The organism is Streptomyces dangxiongensis, from assembly GCF_003675325.1.
Lineage (GTDB): Bacteria > Actinomycetota > Actinomycetes > Streptomycetales > Streptomycetaceae > Streptomyces > Streptomyces dangxiongensis.
The window spans coordinates 4,366,801-4,383,530 of the sequence record NZ_CP033073.1 but is presented as its reverse complement, the minus strand read 5'-3'; the positions used below and the strand labels follow the sequence as shown (position 1 = coordinate 4,383,530).

Below are 16,730 nucleotides of genomic sequence, written 5' to 3'. Positions count from 1 at the left end.
GGAACCGCGCGAGCGACCACGGCCCACCCGCGCCCGGGTCCCGCCGCGAAGCGACCCGTCGCTCACCGCGCCCGCTGGGAGCGCCAGGCCAGGTACAGCGCCGTGGCCACCGCCGCTCCCCTGACGACCCACGGCCAGGTCTCGCCGACGGCGTCGTTCATGTGGCCCTGGGCGATCGGCTCACCCCACCGCCCGTCGTTGCGCCCCCACAGCCACACCAGCCCGGCCGCGACCGCCGCACCGGGCAGCACCAGCACCGCCCACTTCGTCTCCGCGGGCGTCAGCCGCCGGGAGCCGTAGGCGATCAGCCAGCCCAGCAGCAACGGGATCCAGTTGCCGAGCACGGCACCGGCGACCAGCGCGGCGGCACCCAGCAGCAGGAGCGGGTTGGACCACCCGGCGGCGGGTCCGCGAAGTCCGCGGCGCCGGACGGTCCCGGCCACGACGTCGGATTCGGTCCCGGCGCCGTCCCCGTCGGACCCCGCCGCCACGGCCTTGTGCCCCCTACGCCGGCCCGCCTTCCGGGCATCGGCTCCGTCCGCCTTCCGGGCATCGGCTCCGTCCGCCTTCCGGGCGTCCGGGCCCTCGGCCTGCGGGGGCCGTCTGAGCAGCTCCGGGATCTCCACCCCGCCGACGAACCCCGGCACCGGATCGAGGTCCGCCACCGGACCGCCGGGACTCATCCGCCACCAGTCGGGCGCCGCGTCCCCGTCCCCCAGCTCGTGCGCGGGCGCGAGATGCGGCGGGGCCGGCGCGGCGGGCGGGGCCGGCTCGGCGGCGCGCGGACGCGGTACGGCCCGCCCCCACCGCGACCGCCCCCGGACCCCCTGCTCCGCCGACTCCGCCGGCTCCGCCGTCCCCGCCGCCCGCTCCCGGGCCGCGGGCTGCGCCGGCACCGCCGTGCTGGGCGGCTGTGGTCCCCCGGCGGTGCCGTCCGCCGCCGAGACCACCTCGTCGGGGCTGCCCAGACGCTCCAGGATGCGGCGGACGGCGGCGGGCGAGTCCACCGTCGTCCTCGCCCGCGACCGGTCGATCTCGTTGCGCAGTTCCGACACGAGCCGCATGCGGGTGGCCGACGGAAGCTGCCGTCGCTGCGCGATGTCTCCGACGCGGCTCAGATACTCGTAGACGACCTGGTCGCTCTCGATCCCCACGAAACCCCTCCGGGGTGACGCCGACTGAAACCCCGTGAGGACCGTACCGCTTCTTTCCCGGCGCCCCCGGCACGGTGAAGTCCGCTACCGTTGGCCGGATGAGCCCCGAGGCCCACTCAGTCCCTCGGTCCCTCGCGGAAGCGCTCCGCGCCAGGGACGACGCCTCCCTGACCGCACTGCTGCGCAGCCGCCCGGACCTCATCACCCCCGTCCCCACCGACCTGACCCAGCTCGCCACCCGCGCGGGCACGCGGGCGTCGGTGCTGCGCGCCCTGGAGCGGCTGGACCGGTTCGCGCTGCAGACGGCGGAGGCGCTGGCGGTGGCCCCGGACCCGGCGTCGTACGGCACGCTGCTGGGGCTGATGGCGGGGGACGCCGTGGACGAGGCGGTGGCCGCCGCGCTGCCGCGGGCCCTGGCCACCCTGCGCGAGCAGGCGCTGGTGTGGGGCGACGACGACCGGCTGCGGCTGGTGCGGACCGCCCGCGAACTGCTCGCGCCGTCCCCGCAGCACCCGTCCCCGACCGGGCTGGGCCCCACCGTGCAGGAAGCCACCTCGGGCATGTCGCCGGGCCGCATCCAGGAGATCGTGACGGCGGCCGGGCTGCCCTCGACCCATGACTCGGTGTCCGCGGTGACCGCGCTGACCGGGCTGTTCACCCACCGCGGGAAGATGGCGAAGCTGCTCGCCGGGGCGCCGGAAGCGGCCCGGGAGGTGCTGTCCCGGCTGGTGTGGGGGCCGCCGTACGGGCAGGTCACCGCGGACCCGGCCGCGCATCTGCGCTGGCTGCTGGACCGCGGTCTGCTGCTGCCGACGGCCCCCGGCACGGTCGTCCTGCCCCGCGAGGTGGCGCTGCACCTGCGGGAGGGCCGCGCCCACCGCACCCCCGAGCCGCTGCCGCCCGCGGTGGCGCCGGCCGCGACGCACAGCCCGCAGGTGGTGGACGCGACGGCCGCCGGGCAGGCGTACACCGCCCTGGCCACCGTCGAGGAGCTGCTGAAGGGCTGGGACGAGGGCGGGCCGGCGGTGCTGCGGGCGGGCGGGCTGAGCGTCCGCGACCTGAAGCGGACCGCCGTCGCCCTGGACGTGTCGGAGCCGGTCGCCGCCTTCTGGGTCGAGCTGGCCCACGCGGCCGGTCTGATCGCCTCCGACGGCGAGGCCGACGAGCGGTACGCGGCCACGCCCGCCTACGACGAGTGGCTGGAACTGCCCCCCGCCGAACGCTGGGGCCGGCTCGCCCAGGCCTGGCTGACGGCCACCCGCACCCCGGGGCTGATCGGCGGCCGGGACGCCAAGGACCGCACGCTGTCGGCGCTGGGCCCGGGCCTGGACCGGTCCGCCGCGCCCGAGGTACGGCACCGGGTGCTGGCCCTGCTGGCCGCGCTGCCGCTGGGCGCGGCCCCGGACGCCCAGTCGGTGCTGGGCCGGCTGCGCTGGGAACACCCGCTGCGCGGCCCGGTGGGCGTCGCACCGCGCGAGCGCGGCGGGGCGTGGGGGAAGGACGGCGGTGAGGAGGACCTGCGTTCCCGGCTCGCCCGCTGGACCCTGACGGAGACCGAACTGCTCGGCGTGACCGGGCGCGGCGCGCTGTCGGCGCACGGACGCGCCCTCCTCGGCACACCCCCCGCCGCCCCCGCCTCCGGTGCCCGCTCCGGTTCCGCGAGGCCTGCCCCGCCCGCGGCCGGGCCGTCGGCGACCGGCTCCCCCGCACCCGGCGGCGTGTCCGCCCCCGGCGCGTCCGCTTCCGGCCCTTCCGCTTCCGGCGCATCGGCTGCCGCCCCGGAACCGGCCGGCCCCGGTGACAAGCTCCCCGTGCACCACCACCGGCCCGCCGTCCCGCTCGCGCCCCTCTCCGACGCCGACCAGGGCGTCGCGACCGCCGCCGCGGCCCGGCTGCTCGCCCCGCTGCTGCCGGAGCCCCTGGACCACGTGCTGCTCCAGGCCGACCTGACCGCGGTCGCCCCCGGCCCGCTGCGCCGCCCGCTCGCGGACATGCTCGGCGTGCTCGCGGACGTGGAGTCCAAGGGCGGCGCGACCGTGTACCGGTTCACACCGGCGTCCGTACGCCGTGCCCTGGACGCCGGCCGGGCCGCCGCCGACCTGCACGCCTTCCTCACCGAGCACTCCCGCACCCCGGTCCCGCAGCCGCTCGCCTACCTCATCGACGACGTGGCCCGCAGACACGGCCACCTGCGGGTCGGCGCGGCCTCCGCGTACGTCCGCTGCGACGACGACGCCCTGCTGAACGAGATCCTCGCCGACCGGCGCGCCGCCGGTCTGCGCCTGCGCCGCCTCGCCCCGACCGTGCTGGCCACGCCGAGCGACCCGGCGACGCTGCTGGAGGGACTGCGCGCGATGGGCTACGCGCCCGCGGCCGAGTCCGCCGAGGGCGACGTCCTGATCGCCCGCGCCCACGCCCGCCGCACCCCGCCGCGCACCGCGCCCGAGCCGGTGCCGGAGGGGCCGCCGCCGCCCGACGCCACGCTGCTCGCGGCGGCGGTCCGCGCGATCCGGGCCGGTGACCTGGCCGCCACGACCCCGCGCAAGCCCGTCGACGGGTCCCCGGCGGGCGGCGAACTGCCCCGTACGTCCTCCGCCGACACCCTGGCCACCATGCAGGCCGCCGTCCTGACCGGCGACTCCGTGTGGATCGGTTACGTCAACGCCGAGGGTGCCGCCAGCCAGCGGGTCATCGCCCCGATCCGGGTCGAGGGCGGCTTCGTGACGGCGTACGACCACACGGCGGACGAGGTGCGGACGTACCCCCTGCACCGGATCACGGGCGTCGCCGAGCTGGCGGAGGACTGAGACCGCCCCCCTGACGCCGCCGGCCCACCGGAACCCGCGGGGATCCCCGCCCGATGAGGGCACACTGGACGTTTGGCTATTGCGGAAAGGGTGTGCCGCGCGTGAACGGTCCACTGATCGTCCAATCCGACAAGACCCTGCTCCTGGAGGTCGACCACGAGCGGTCCGGCGAGTGCCGGCGCGCCATCGCGCCCTTCGCCGAGCTGGAGCGGGCACCCGAGCACATCCACACCTACCGGGTGACCCCGCTCGGCCTGTGGAACGCGCGCGCCGCCGGCCACGACGCCGAGCAGGTCGTGGACGCCCTCGTGGAGTACAGCCGGTACCCCGTGCCGCACGCACTGCTCGTCGACATCGCCGAGACGATGGACCGCTACGGCCGCCTCACCCTGAGCAAGCACCCCGCGCACGGACTCGTCCTCACCACCACCGACCGCCCGGTGCTGGAGGAGGTGCTGAAGTCCAAGCGGATCGCCCCCGCTGGTCGGTGCCCGCATCGACGCGGACACCGTCGCCGTGCACCCCTCGGAGCGGGGGCAGATCAAGCAGACGCTGCTGAAGCTGGGCTGGCCGGCCGAGGACCTCGCCGGGTACGTCGACGGGGAGGCGCACCCCATCGACCTGCTGGAGGACGGCTGGGCGCTGCGGCCGTACCAGAAGCAGGCCGTGGAGAACTTCTGGCACGGCGGCAGCGGTGTCGTGGTGCTGCCCTGCGGCGCCGGCAAGACGCTGGTCGGCGCCGGGGCGATGGCCCAGGCGCGGTCCACCACCCTGATCCTCGTCACCAACACCGTCTCGGCCCGGCAGTGGAAGCACGAGCTGGTGAAGCGGACGTCGCTGACCGAGGAGGAGATCGGCGAGTACAGCGGGACGCGCAAGGAGATCCGTCCCGTCACCATCGCCACCTACCAGGTCCTCACGACCCGGCGGAAGGGCGTCTACCCGCACCTGGAGCTGTTCGACTCCCGGGACTGGGGGCTGATCGTCTACGACGAGGTGCACCTGCTGCCCGCGCCCGTCTTCAAGTTCACCGCCGACCTCCAGGCGAGGCGGCGGCTGGGTCTGACGGCGACCCTGGTCCGCGAGGACGGCCGCGAGTCGGACGTGTTCTCGCTGATCGGGCCGAAGCGGTTCGACGCGCCCTGGAAGGAGATCGAGGCGCAGGGCTACATCGCGCCCGCCGACTGCGTCGAGGTCCGCGTCAACCTCACCGACTCCGAGCGGCTGGCGTACGCCACCGCAGAGGCGGAGGAGAAGTACCGGTTCTGTGCGACCACCGCCACCAAGCGGAAGGTCACGGAGGCGATCGTCCGCCGGTTCGCGGGGCAGCAGATCCTGGTCATCGGCCAGTACATCGACCAGCTTGACGAGCTGGGCGAGCACCTGAACGCGCCCGTCATCAAGGGCGAGACCTCCAACGCGCAGCGGGAGAAGCTCTTCGACTCCTTCCGCCAGGGCGAGATCAGCGTGCTGGTGGTGTCGAAGGTCGCCAACTTCTCCATCGACCTGCCGGAGGCCACGGTCGCCATCCAGGTGTCGGGCACGTTCGGCTCCCGGCAGGAGGAGGCCCAGCGGCTCGGCCGGGTGCTGCGCCCCAAGGCCGACGGCCACCAGGCGCACTTCTACTCGGTCGTCGCCCGCGACACCCTCGACCAGGACTTCGCCGCCCACCGCCAGCGGTTCCTGGCGGAGCAGGGGTACGCGTACCGGATCATGGACGCGGACGACATCCTGGCGGAGAGCTAGGCGCTACCGGACAGGCCGCCTGCGCGGCGCCCGGCGGCAGGAGGAACGGCAGGAGCAACGGCACCAGCGGATACGCGGCTGCCAACGGCTGCTGCCACCACGGCAGTCGCAGGTCCAGGGCGCCCTCGTGGGGGACCAGCCACATCGTGCGGGCGGTGAAGACGAGGGCCACCAGCACGGCCGTACGGGTGCGGCCCTCCGCCAGCAGCACCGCGAGCAGCGGCACGCACCACACCCAGTGGTGGGTCCAGCTCACCGGGCAGACCAGCAGGGCCGTGAACGCGGTCAGCAGGACGCCGTGGCTCTCCCGGCGGGCACGGCCGGCCAGCGCGAGGCCCGCCACCGTGAGGGCCGCCGCCGGCAGCGCCCAGGCGAGGCCCGGCGCGGGGTCGTGCAGGGCCCGCGCGACCAGCCCCCGCAGGGACTGGTTGTCCACGATCCACGCCTTGCCCACCCGGCCGGTCTCGTACAGCCGCCGGGTCCAGAAGTCGGTGCTCGCCGCGGGGAGCAGCAGGAAGCCGAGCAGGACGGTGGCGGCGAGACCGGCCGCCGCCGTGGCCGCCTGCCGTCGGCGTCCGCGCAGCAGCAGGTAGACCAGGAAGAGGACCGGGGTGAGTTTGACGCCGGCCGCCAGGCCGAGGGCCAGGCCCCGGGCGCGGGCGCCGGGCGGCCGGGTCAGGTCCCACAGGCTCAGGCAGACCACGGCCAGGTTGACCTGGCCGAACAGCAGGGTCTGGAAGACCGGTTCCAGCCAGAGCGCGGCGGCGGTGGCCGTGCACAGCAGGGCCGGGGACAGCGGGCGGGACGCCAGGCGGGCCGAGAGGGCGACCAGGACGGCGAGCAGAGCGGCGTTGCCCGCCAGGGAGGCCGCCTTCAGGGCCGGCACGGGCAGCCAGGCGGCGGGGACGAAGAGGAGGGCCGCGAAGGGCGGGTAGGTCGCCGGGAGCCGCCACTCGGTGACCGTGAAGCCGTACAGGTCGCCGCCGTGGGCCGCGGCGGCGCCCTCGGCCCGGTACACCAGCAGGTCGGCCATCGGGGCCCGCTGCGCCACGCACAGGGCGGCGAAGCAGCCGAGGGAGAGCACCAGGAGCAGCACGGGCAGGACAGGCAGGGCAGAGGCACGGGCACGAGGAGGGGCAGGGGGGAGGGCCGGGAGGAGAGGCATCACCGTCCGTTTCCACACGGATGTGACCTTATGTCGCTCCTGGGGTCACGCGCGCGGTGAATCCCTGCACCACCGAGATCCGGTGGCCCCGCCCTGCGGCACCGATATTCGGTGGCCCCCGCCCGCCGGTCCCTCTAAAATCCTCGCTCTTGCCCGCCTCCGCCACGGAGCGCCGCCGTCCGGCCGGAAACCGGACGGCACCGACACAGCCCACGCAGCAGGCCCACCGGAGGCACCCCCTTGTCCACGCCCACCGATGACCCCCTGGCCCGGGAACGAGCCCACCTCGCCGCGTCCCGTGCCGCCCTGCGCGCCATGCGTCAGGACGCGGAGGCCCTGGACATCCGTGACGTCACCGCGAACTGGGTCAACGCCGAAGTGCTCGCCCGGCAGATCGAGGACCGCGTCAAGGCGCTGGCCGACCTCAGCGACACCCCGCTGTTCTTCGGCCGCCTCGACTACGAGGAGCAGCGGTGGGAGACGGGCGGGCGCTTCTACATCGGGCGGCGGCACGTGCACGACGCCCACGGCGACCCCATGGTCATCGACTGGCGCGCACCCGTCTCGCAGCCGTTCTACCGGGCGTCCCGCAAGGACTCCCTGGACATCGGGCTGCGCCGCCGTTTCGGTTACACGGGCGGGGACCTCACGGCGTACGAGGACGAGCACCTCGGCGACCCGGCCGGCCCGGCGGACTCCTCGGAGGGCGGCCCCACCAGCAAGCTGCTCCAGCAGGAGATCGAACGGCCGCGCGTCGGCCCGATGCGGGACATCGTCGCCACCATCCAGCCCGAGCAGGACGAGATCGTCCGCAGCGGGCTGGGCGGCACGGTCTGCGTGCAGGGCGGCCCGGGGACCGGCAAGACGGCCGTCGGCCTGCACCGGGTGGCCTACCTGCTCTACGCCCACCGCGAGCGGCTGGCCCGCACCGGCACCCTCGTCATCGGGCCGAACCGGTCCTTCCTGCACTACATCGAGCAGGTCCTGCCCGCCCTGGGCGAACTGGCCGTGCAGCAGGCCACCGTGGACGACCTCGTCGCCCACGTGGAGGTGCGCGGCACGGACGACGCGCCCGCCGCCGTCGTCAAGGGCGACGCCCGGATGGCCGAGGTGCTGCGCCGGGCCCTGTACTCCCACGTGACCATGCCGGCCGAGCCGGTCGTGGTGGTGCGCGGCTCGCGGCGCTGGCGAGTACCGGCGTACGAGCTGGAGGTCATCGTCCGGGAGCTGCTGGCGCGGGACATCCGGTACGGGGCCGCCCGCGAGGCCCTGCCGCAGCGCATCGCGCACGCGGTGCTCGTGCAGATGGAGCGGGCCGGGGAGGCCCCGGACGACCGGGTACAGGACGCGGTCGCCCGCAACGCCGCGGTGAAGGCGGCCGTGAAGAGCGTCTGGCCGGCCGTCGACCCGGCGAAGCTGGTACTGCGGCTGCTGACCGACGCGGAGTTCCTCGCCGAGCACGCCGCCGGCCTCCTGGACGAGGACGAGCAGCGGACGATCCTGTGGGCCAGGCCGGTGCGGGGCGTGAAGGCGGCCAGGTGGTCGGCGGCGGACGCGGTGCTGATCGACGAGGCGGCCGACCTGATCCAGCGCACCTCCTCGCTCGGCCATGTCGTCCTGGACGAGGCGCAGGACCTGTCCCCGATGCAGTACCGGGCCGTCGGCCGCCGTTGCACCACCGGCAGCGCGACCGTCCTGGGCGACCTCGCGCAGGGCACGACCCCGTGGGCGACCCGGAGCTGGGCGGAGGCGCTGGGCCACCTCGGCAAGCCGGACGGGGCCGTCGAGGAACTGACGGCCGGCTTCCGTGTGCCGACGGACGTGATCACGTACGCCTCCCGGCTGCTGCCCCACATCGCGCCCGGCCTCACCCCGGTCGCCTCCGTCCGGGAGAACCCGGGCTTCTTCGACATCCGTACGGTCGCCGAGCCGGCCGGTGTCGTCGCCGCCTGCGCCGAGCTGCTGCGCAACGAGGGCTCGACCGGTCTGATCGCGGCCGACGCCCGGATCCCGGAACTGGCCGAGGCGCTGACCGCGGCCGGCATCGGGTACCTCGGGCCGGGCCAGGAGACGACCCGCGAGACCCGGCTGACCCTCGTCCCGGCCTCCCTCGCCAAGGGCCTGGAGTACGACTACGTGGTCCTGGACGAGCCGCGGGCCGTGGTGGACGGCGAACCGGACGAACGCACGGGCCTGCGCCGGCTGTACGTGGCGCTGACCCGTGCCGTGTCGGGCCTGGTCGTCACCCACTCGGCCCCGCTGCCCGCCCAGCTCGCCGGGTAGCGCACGGCACCGTCGGCGCGGTCCCCGCTTCCGGCCGGGTGAGGAGGGCGGCCGGGGACAGGGGCGCACCCGTGGTGAGGTGACGGCGGACGTGGCGGGTCAGGCGGCGACGGCGTCCAGGGTCGTGCGCCACCGGGTGACCGCCTCCGCCGAGACCGGGCCCTGCCAGCCGTCGGGGCGGGCCGCGCCGCCGATGTGGAACGCCGTGAGGCCCCCGGCCCGCAGCCGGGGCACGTGGTCGAGCCGGAGGCCGCCGCCCACCAGGATCTGCTGCGCGTACCCGGGTTCGCCGCCGCGTGCCGCCTCGGCGAGCAGGGTGGGCAGGCCGTCGTCCACGCCCGTGGCGGAGCCGGCGGTGAGGTAGGTGTCCAGGCCGGGCAGGTCGGCGAGGTGTTTGCGCAGGGCGTCGCGGTCGGCGGCCCGGTCGATCGCCCGGTGGAACGTCCAGGGGCAGCCGTCGAGCGCGCCCACGACCCGCTCCACGGCGGGCAGGTCGACACCGCCGCCCGCGTCCAGGAACCCGAGCACGAACTGGTCGGCGCCGGCCGCCCGCAGCTCGCCGGCGATCCCGGCGAGCCGTGTCACGTCACCGGCCGCGAACCCGTCCGCGAGGCGGAGCATCACGCGCAGGTCGATGTCGACGGCGGCGCGGATCGCGGCGACGGTGGCGGGCGAGGGGGTGAGCCCGTCGGCCGCCATCTCGGTGACCAGCTCCAGCCGGTCCGCGCCTCCGGCCTGGGCGGCGACCGCGTCCTCGGTGTCGAGGGCGATCACCTCCAGGACTGCACGCTTGCTCATGGCACCCCATTTCCTCCGCGACTACAGGTCTAGTCCAATCAAAGCCTACGCCCGAACGGGGCCGCCCCTCACCCGGACGGGACCGGGGCGCCGGCGGCCGGCCGGCGCGGGAGAATGCCGTCCATGGCCGACCTCGACGCCCTGCGTCTCCGTTTCGCCCGCGCCCTGGAAGCCGCCCGCGCCCCCGGCGGCGGCCCCGACCCCACGCCGTACGCCGACAACCTGCTCATCCGCTGGCAGGAGCCGCAGCGCCGCTACCACACGGTGGCCCACCTCACCGAGGTGCTCGACCGTGTCGACGTCCTGGCGCCCTGCGCCACCGACCCGGACGTGGTCCGCCTGGCCGCCTGGTTCCACGACGCCGTCTACCTGCCCGAACGGTCCGAGAACGAGGAGCGGTCGGCGCGGCTGGCCGAACGCGCCCTGCCCGAGGCCGGCCTGTCCGCCGCGAAGACGGCCGAGGTGGCCCGGCTGGTCCGGCTCACCGTCACGCACGACCCGGCTCCCTCCGACCGCGACGGGCAGGTGCTGTGCGACGCCGACCTGGCCGTCCTGGCCGCGCCCCCGTCGGCGTACGCCGCCTACACCGTCCGGATCCGCGAGGAGTACCACTTCGTCCCCGACGCCGCCTTCCGCACGGGCCGTTCGGCGGTCCTGCGCCAACTCCTGGACCTGCCACGCCTGTTCCGCACGCCGTACGGCCAGGAACACTGGGAGGCCACCGCCCGCCACAACCTCACGGGCGAGCTGGAAATGCTGTCGACCTGAGGACGGCCCCCGCCGTACTGTGCGCGCATGCGGACGATGAGCGGGGACCAGGTGGATGCGGCCGTCGCGAGCTGCACGGCGACACTGCGCGCCGGAGTGGACCGGGACTGGGACACGGTCCACGCGGCCGGCATGGACTGGACCTGCCGTACGACGGCCTTCCACATCGCCCAGGCCTTCACTCACTACGCGAGCCGTCTCGCCGGCCGCGCCCAGGACCGCTTTCCGCTGGCCATCACCCTCCCCGAGGGCGCCGACAACGCCGGACTGATACAGGTGATCGAGGCGACCGGCGCCCTGGTGGCCGCCGCCGTACGCACCGCGCCGCCCGGGGTCCGCGCCTTCCACCCGCAGCCCTTCGGCACCGCCGACCGCGAGGGCTTCGCGGCGATGGCCGTCAACGAGTCGCTCCTGCACACCCACGACATCGCGCGGGGTCTCGGCCTCGCCCACGAGCCCGACCCGGACCTCGCCGCGGCCGTCCTCGCCTGGCTGTTCCCCCACGTCCAGCCCGGCCCCGAGCCCTGGCCGACCCTGCTGTGGGCGACCGGCCGCGGCGACCTGCCCGGCCGCGCCCGGGTCACCGACTGGACCCTGTACAACAACCTGGTCATCCCCACCGAGCGCCTCCTCCTCACCGGCATCCGCCCCGCCGCCGCCGACGATGTGCGCCTGGGCGGGAAGGGCGGCCTGGACTGGCTCGGGGACGGCCCGCACGAGGGCACCCGGCAGGCCTGCTCGCATCTGATGAAGGCCTACGAAACGGGCATGCACCGCCCGGAGTTCGGCGTCTTCGCCCTCGTCCGGCCCGAGGACGGCCGGGCCGTCGGCGGCATCTGCTTCCACGGCGCCCCGGACGCGGAACGCCGGGTGGAGATCGGCTACGACCTGATCGAGGCCGCCCGCGGTGAGGGCTACGCCACCGAGGCGGTGCGCGGCCTGACCGAGTGGGCGCTGGCCCGGGACGACGTCGACATGGTCATCGCGACCATCGAGCCGGACAACCTGCCCTCGCAACGGGTGGCGACCCGGGCCGGATTCGTCCGGGCGACCGTGGAGGAGGAGCGGACCGCCCACGAGGAGTACGACATGGAGGGCGGCCTCCGGCTCTACGTGCGCCGCACCTGACGACCCTTCGGCCGGCGCAGCCCGGACGCCCGCAGCAGGCGCACCACCTCGCGGCTGCGGACCTCCACCGCCCCGGCGGCCACCGCGTCCGCGTACCGGTGCGACGGCAGGTCGTAGTGGTCGCGCTCGAAGGCCCGCCGCGGAACGCCCAGCGCCTCGGCGAACCGGTGCAGTTCGTCGTAGGACACGTCGCTCACCAGGTGCGACCACATGCGCCCGTGTCCGGGCCAGGCCGGCGGGTCGATGTAGACGGTCATCGGCGCCTCACGAGGACCCCGTCCCGCCCGTGGCCGAGCCGAGCGAGCCCACCGGGGCGACCTTCACGCCCGCCTTGTGGCACACCCAGTGCGGGTCCGGGCCCAGTTCCGGTTCCACCTCCAGGGCGTGCGGCTCGCCGCCCCCGCACACCGGGCACAACGGCCAGCGGCCGTACCGGTCCAGCAGCGCGTCCTGCACGTCCTGCGCGACCAGCCCGGCGACATAACCGGCGCCCTCCGGCCACTGCTCGACCCACCAGCGCCGCTGCACGACCGAGTCCTCCACCAGCGAGACCACGTCCGGCTCCGCGGCCCGGCCCGCGACCAGGTCCGCGAGCACCAGGGCACGGGCCGCGTGCAACGCCTGTTCCAGGGGGCTGATGGGTTCCATGCACCCCATTGTGCGCACTCTTGACCCCGGTACGGAACCGAAAATATCTTTCAGAGGTGACCCAGGACCTGAAGGAAAGTTTCGGCAGTCCGGGCGGCTCCCTCGCCGCCAAGGTGCGCACCCTCGCCCCCTCCATGACCCGCTCCATGCAGCGCGTCGCCGAGGCCGTCGCGAGCGACCCGGCCGGCTGCGCCGCCCTCACGGTCACCGGCCTCGCCGGGCTCACCGGCACCAGCGAGGCCACCGTCGTGCGCACCGCCCGGCTGCTCGGCTACCCCGGCTACCGCGACCTGCGCCTCGCCCTCGCCGGACTCGCCGCCCAGCAGCAGTCCGGCCGCGCCCCCGCCATCACCACCGACATCGCGGTGGACGATCCCCTGGCCGACGTCGTCGCCAAACTGGCCTACGAGGAACAGCAGACCCTCGCCGACACCGCCGCCGGACTCGACACCGGCCAACTGGGCGCGGCGGTCACCGCGCTGGCCGGCGCCCGGCGCACCGACGTGTACGGCATAGGAGCCTCCGGGCTCGTCGCCCAGGACCTCACCCAGAAGCTGCTGCGGATAGGGCTCATAGCCCACGCGCACAGCGACCCGCATCTCGCCGTGACCAACGCGGTGCAGCTCCGCTCGGGAGACGTGGCGATCGCCATCACGCACTCCGGGTCCACCGGGGACGTCATCGAACCGCTCCGGGCCGCCTTCGAGCACGGCGCGACGACCGTCGCCATCACCGGCAGGCCCGACTCGCCCGTCACCCAGTACGCCGACCTGGTGCTGACCACGTCGACCTCGCGGGAGTCGGAGCTGCGGCCCGCCGCGATGTCGTCCCGGACGAGTCAGCTACTGGTGGTGGACTGCCTGTTCGTCGGGGTCGCCCAGCGGACGTACGAGACGGCGGCGCCCGCCCTGGCCGCGTCGTACGAGGCGCTGGCCCACCGGCACCGCAGCGCTTCGCGGTAGAACGCACGACGTACCGTTCGCGGGGATCCGCGGGCCGACTGGGCTTGTCGCGCAGCTCCCCGCGCCCCGAAACCGGTTCACTGGCCCCCCTGTCCCAAGAGTCACCGGAGAGAGCCACCCCCCATGACCTCTCATGACCTGCGCACCGAACTGGCTTCCCTGACCACCGAGGCCTTCCGGCCCGAGCTGGCCGACATCGACCGGCTGCCCACCCTGGAGATCGCCCGGCTGATGAACGGCGAGGACGCGGGCGTGCCCGCCGCCGTCGCCGCCGAGCTGCCACGGATCGCCGCCGCCGTCGACGCCGTCGCCGACCGCATGACCCGCGGCGGACGGCTCGTCTACGCCGGAGCCGGGACCGCCGGCCGGCTCGGCGTGCTGGACGCCTCCGAGTGCCCGCCCACCTTCAACACCGACCCCGCCCAGGTAGTCGGCCTCATCGCGGGCGGCCCCGACGCCATGGTGACCTCCGTGGAGGGCGCCGAGGACTCCGCGGAACTGGCCCGCAGGGACCTCGACGCGCTGAAGCTGAACGCCGAGGACAGCGTGGTCGGCGTCTCCGCCTCCGGCCGCACCCCCTACGCGGTCGGCGCCGTCGAGCACGCCCGCGCACTGGGCGCGCTGACCGTCGGCCTGGCCTGCAACGAGAACAGCGCGCTGGCCGCCGCCGCCGAGCACGGCATCGAGGTCGTCGTGGGCCCGGAGCTGATCACCGGCTCCACCCGGCTGAAGGCGGGCACGGCCCAGAAGCTCGTCCTCAACATGCTGTCGACGATCACGATGATCCGGCTCGGCAAGACGTACGGGAACCTGATGGTCGACGTGCGCGCCTCCAACGAGAAGCTGCGGGCCCGCTCCCGCCGGATCGTCGCGCTCGCCACCGGAGCGGGCGACGAGGAGATCGAGGAGGCCCTCACCCGGACCGGCGGCGAGGTCAAACACGCGATCCTGGCGCTGCTCGCCGGCGTCGACGGCCCGACGGCCGCCCGCCTTCTGGAGGAGTGTGACGGCCATCTGCGTGCCGCGCTGGCGCACGCCCCCCGCTGACCCGCACGCTCGGGGCGTGCGCATCGACCCCGCCTCCACCGCGACCGCCGTCCTCGCCCGGGTGGGCGGACCGGCCAACGTCGTCTCCGTGACCCACTGCATGACCCGCCTGCGGCTGACCCTCGCCGACCCGGCGGCCGGGGACGAGGAGGCCCTGCGGGCCGTACCCGGCGTGCTCGGGGTGGTGAGCGGCGGGGACATGTGGCAGATCGTGCTCGGGCCCGGCGTGGTCGACGAGGTCACGGCCGAGGTCCGCACGCTGCTCGCCGCAGGGACCACCGACACCACCGACGCCGCCGCCCCCGAGACGGCACCCGACCGGGCGGCCCGGGCCCCGGAGGACGTCCGGCGCCGTGACGCCGCCCCCGTCCGGACCGCCCTGCGGCGCGTCGCGCACGTGTTCGTCCCGCTGATCCCCGCCCTCATCGGCTGCGGCATCCTGGCCGGGCTCAACGGCCTGCTGCTGAACGCCGGCCTGCTGCCCGCGCTCACCCCCGCTCTGTCCGCGATCGCCTCCGCGTTCATGGCCCTGATCCCGGTGTTCGTCGGCTACAACACGGCCAAGGAGTTCGGCGGCACGCCCGTGCTGGGCGGGGCCGTCGCGGCGGTCGTGGTGTATCCGGGCGTGGCGAAGGTGACGGCGTTCGGCGTGCACCTGGCGCCCGGGCAGGGCGGGGTGCTCGGCGCGCTCGCGGCGGCGTTCCTGGCCACGCGGGTGGAGAAGTGGTGCCGGGGCCGGGTGCCGGGCGCGCTGGACGTCCTGCTGACCCCGGCCGTGACGGTCCTCGTCGCCGGCCTGGTGACGCTGTACGGCCTGATGTACGCGGCCGGGACGGTGGCGGCGGCGATCGGCACGGCCGCGACCTGGCTGCTCGCCACCACCGGCGCCCTGGCCGGGCTGCTCCTCGGCGGCCTGTTCCTCCCCCTGGTCATGCTGGGCCTGCACCAGGCCCTGATCCCGCTGCACGCCACCCTGATCGAACAGCAGGGCTACACGGCACTGCTGCCGCTGCTGGCGATGGCGGGCGCCGGGCAGGTGGGCGCTGCCCTCGCGGTCTACGTCCGCCTCCGTCACGACGTCCCGCTGCGGACGACGATCAGGTCGGCGCTCCCGGCGGGCCTGCTGGGGGTCGGCGAACCCCTGATCTACGGCGTCTCCCTGCCGCTCGGCCGGCCGTTCCTGACCGCCTGCGCGGGCGGGGCGGCGGGCGGTGCGTTCATCGGCTTCTTCGCCATGCTGGGCACCCGGGTGGGCGCCACGGCGATCGGCCCGTCGGGCTGGGCCCTGTTCCCGCTGCTGGCCGGGAACCGCGGCCCGGCCATGCTGGCCTCGGTCTACGCGGGCGGCCTCCTCACCGGCTACCTGGTGGGCTTCCTGGCCACCTACCTCACCTTCCGGCCCACCGACACCACCGGCACCACCGTCACGACCGGCACGACCGGCACCGTCGACACCGCCAGCACCACCGGCACCACGAGCACCATCGGCACCACCGGCGCCACCTCCACCGGCACCGCCACCCCGGCGCCCGGCACCTGAGCGCGCCCACCGGAGACGCCCGGCCCACGACCCGGGATCCCGGGTCCGGGCGGGCAGGGCACCATGGTGGGGAGGAGGCGACCGATCGACATGAACCATGCCCAGCTCACCGCCCTCGGACGGGCTCTGCGGCTGCTCGGGGAGCACGGAGAGGCCCTGACCGCCGACACGCCGGACGCGCGGCTGCACGAGATCAGGAGCGATCTGCGGCGCGCCCTCGACCTGCTGGAGGACAGCGTCACGGCCGGCGCGCCCGCCACCCGGTGCCCCGAGCATCCGCAGGGGCCGGTCGACGAGAGCGCCCCCGACCTGTGCCTGCTGTGCGAGACCCGGCGCCGGGCCGCCCGCCGCTCGGAGTTCCGGGGCCGGCCCCGGCCCGGCGAGCCGGTGCCGTCGGCCCCCTCCCGCTACGGCGTCCGCGGCGACCGGCCAGAGCCCCAGCAGCGGTGGCTGCCGGAGCTGTGGAACGGGCAGGAGTGGCAGCTTTGCGGCACACCCCGGCGGGACCTCCGCGAGGCCGAGGCGTACCTCGCGGCCCAGCGGCGCGGCTCCCGCCCGGCCATGGCGTACCGGCTCGTGCACGAGTTCACCGACTACGAGGTGCTGCGGGTGTGGGGAACCCCGGTACGGGTCGACATCGAGCCCATGGGCAATCTGTAGCCGGAGCGGCGCGGGGCCCGCGGC

13 protein-coding genes and 1 pseudogene are annotated in these 16,730 nt (G+C 75.2%); 9 read left to right on the top strand and 5 right to left on the bottom strand.

Annotated features, from left to right (window positions below; genetic code table 11):
* Positions 1-62 precede the first annotated feature (62 nt).
* Entirely contained in the window at positions 63-1,154 is a 1,092-nt protein-coding gene (locus D9753_RS19705; RefSeq protein WP_121788187.1) for a hypothetical protein, read from the bottom strand.
* Between the two features lie 98 nt (positions 1,155-1,252).
* On the opposite strand from D9753_RS19705, the gene D9753_RS19700 reads away from it, so the two are divergent.
* Positions 1,253-3,961, top strand: coding sequence for a helicase-associated domain-containing protein (locus D9753_RS19700; protein WP_121788186.1), 2,709 nt, complete (start codon positions 1,253-1,255; stop codon positions 3,959-3,961).
* A gap of 101 nt (positions 3,962-4,062) precedes the next feature.
* Positions 4,063-5,707 (top strand): annotated as a pseudogene (locus D9753_RS19695) (DNA repair helicase XPB).
* On the opposite strand, the gene D9753_RS19690 reads toward D9753_RS19695, so the two are convergent.
* Positions 5,673-6,872 carry a glycosyltransferase 87 family protein gene (locus tag D9753_RS19690; RefSeq protein ID WP_205614206.1) on the bottom strand — a complete coding sequence of 400 codons (1,200 nt, stop codon included), beginning with the start codon at positions 6,870-6,872 and terminating at the stop codon, positions 5,673-5,675. The pseudogene D9753_RS19695 and the gene D9753_RS19690 sit on opposite strands and share 35 nt — an antisense overlap.
* A 240-nt stretch (positions 6,873-7,112) precedes the next feature.
* On the opposite strand from D9753_RS19690, the gene D9753_RS19685 reads away from it, so the two are divergent.
* The gene (locus tag D9753_RS19685; protein ID WP_121788185.1) at positions 7,113-9,155 is read left to right on the top strand and encodes a HelD family protein; all 2,043 of its coding nucleotides are present in this window, start codon (positions 7,113-7,115) and stop codon (positions 9,153-9,155) included.
* 99 nt (positions 9,156-9,254) lie between these two features.
* Here the strand turns inward: D9753_RS19685 and D9753_RS19680 are convergent, their stop codons facing one another.
* Entirely contained in the window at positions 9,255-9,953 is a 699-nt protein-coding gene (locus tag D9753_RS19680; protein ID WP_121788184.1) for a copper homeostasis protein CutC, read from the bottom strand.
* 123 nt (positions 9,954-10,076) lie between these two features.
* Here D9753_RS19680 and D9753_RS19675 point away from each other — a divergent pair, with 123 nt between their 5' ends.
* Complete coding sequence (locus D9753_RS19675) at positions 10,077-10,721, top strand: HD domain-containing protein (RefSeq protein WP_121788183.1); 645 nt, start codon at positions 10,077-10,079, stop codon at positions 10,719-10,721.
* 36 nt (positions 10,722-10,757) lie between these two features.
* Positions 10,758-11,849: a GNAT family N-acetyltransferase gene (locus D9753_RS19670; RefSeq protein ID WP_205614406.1), complete on the top strand. Its 1,092-nt coding sequence runs from the start codon at positions 10,758-10,760 to the stop codon at positions 11,847-11,849.
* On the opposite strand, the gene D9753_RS19665 is transcribed toward D9753_RS19670, so the two are convergent.
* The gene (locus tag D9753_RS19665; RefSeq protein WP_121788182.1) at positions 11,831-12,106 is read right to left on the bottom strand and encodes a DUF4031 domain-containing protein; all 276 of its coding nucleotides are present in this window, start codon (positions 12,104-12,106) and stop codon (positions 11,831-11,833) included. The two genes, D9753_RS19670 and D9753_RS19665, sit on opposite strands and share 19 nt — an antisense overlap.
* A gap of 7 nt (positions 12,107-12,113) precedes the next feature.
* Positions 12,114-12,497, bottom strand: coding sequence for a hypothetical protein (locus tag D9753_RS19660; RefSeq protein ID WP_121788181.1), 384 nt, complete (start codon positions 12,495-12,497; stop codon positions 12,114-12,116).
* A 56-nt stretch (positions 12,498-12,553) separates the two neighbouring features.
* Between D9753_RS19660 and D9753_RS19655 the strand changes: the two genes are divergently transcribed.
* From D9753_RS19655 to D9753_RS19640, 4 genes are all read left to right on the top strand, one after another.
* The gene (locus D9753_RS19655; protein ID WP_121788180.1) at positions 12,554-13,459 is read left to right on the top strand and encodes a MurR/RpiR family transcriptional regulator; all 906 of its coding nucleotides are present in this window, start codon (positions 12,554-12,556) and stop codon (positions 13,457-13,459) included.
* Positions 13,460-13,582: 123 nt separating this feature from the next.
* Complete coding sequence (murQ, locus tag D9753_RS19650) at positions 13,583-14,506, top strand: N-acetylmuramic acid 6-phosphate etherase (RefSeq protein ID WP_121788179.1); 924 nt, start codon at positions 13,583-13,585, stop codon at positions 14,504-14,506.
* A gap of 16 nt (positions 14,507-14,522) precedes the next feature.
* The gene (locus D9753_RS19645) at positions 14,523-16,046 is read left to right on the top strand and encodes a PTS transporter subunit EIIC (RefSeq protein ID WP_121791171.1); all 1,524 of its coding nucleotides are present in this window, start codon (positions 14,523-14,525) and stop codon (positions 16,044-16,046) included.
* A 90-nt stretch (positions 16,047-16,136) separates the two neighbouring features.
* Positions 16,137-16,706, top strand: coding sequence for a hypothetical protein (locus D9753_RS19640; RefSeq protein WP_121788178.1), 570 nt, complete (start codon positions 16,137-16,139; stop codon positions 16,704-16,706).
* Positions 16,707-16,730 lie beyond the last annotated feature (24 nt).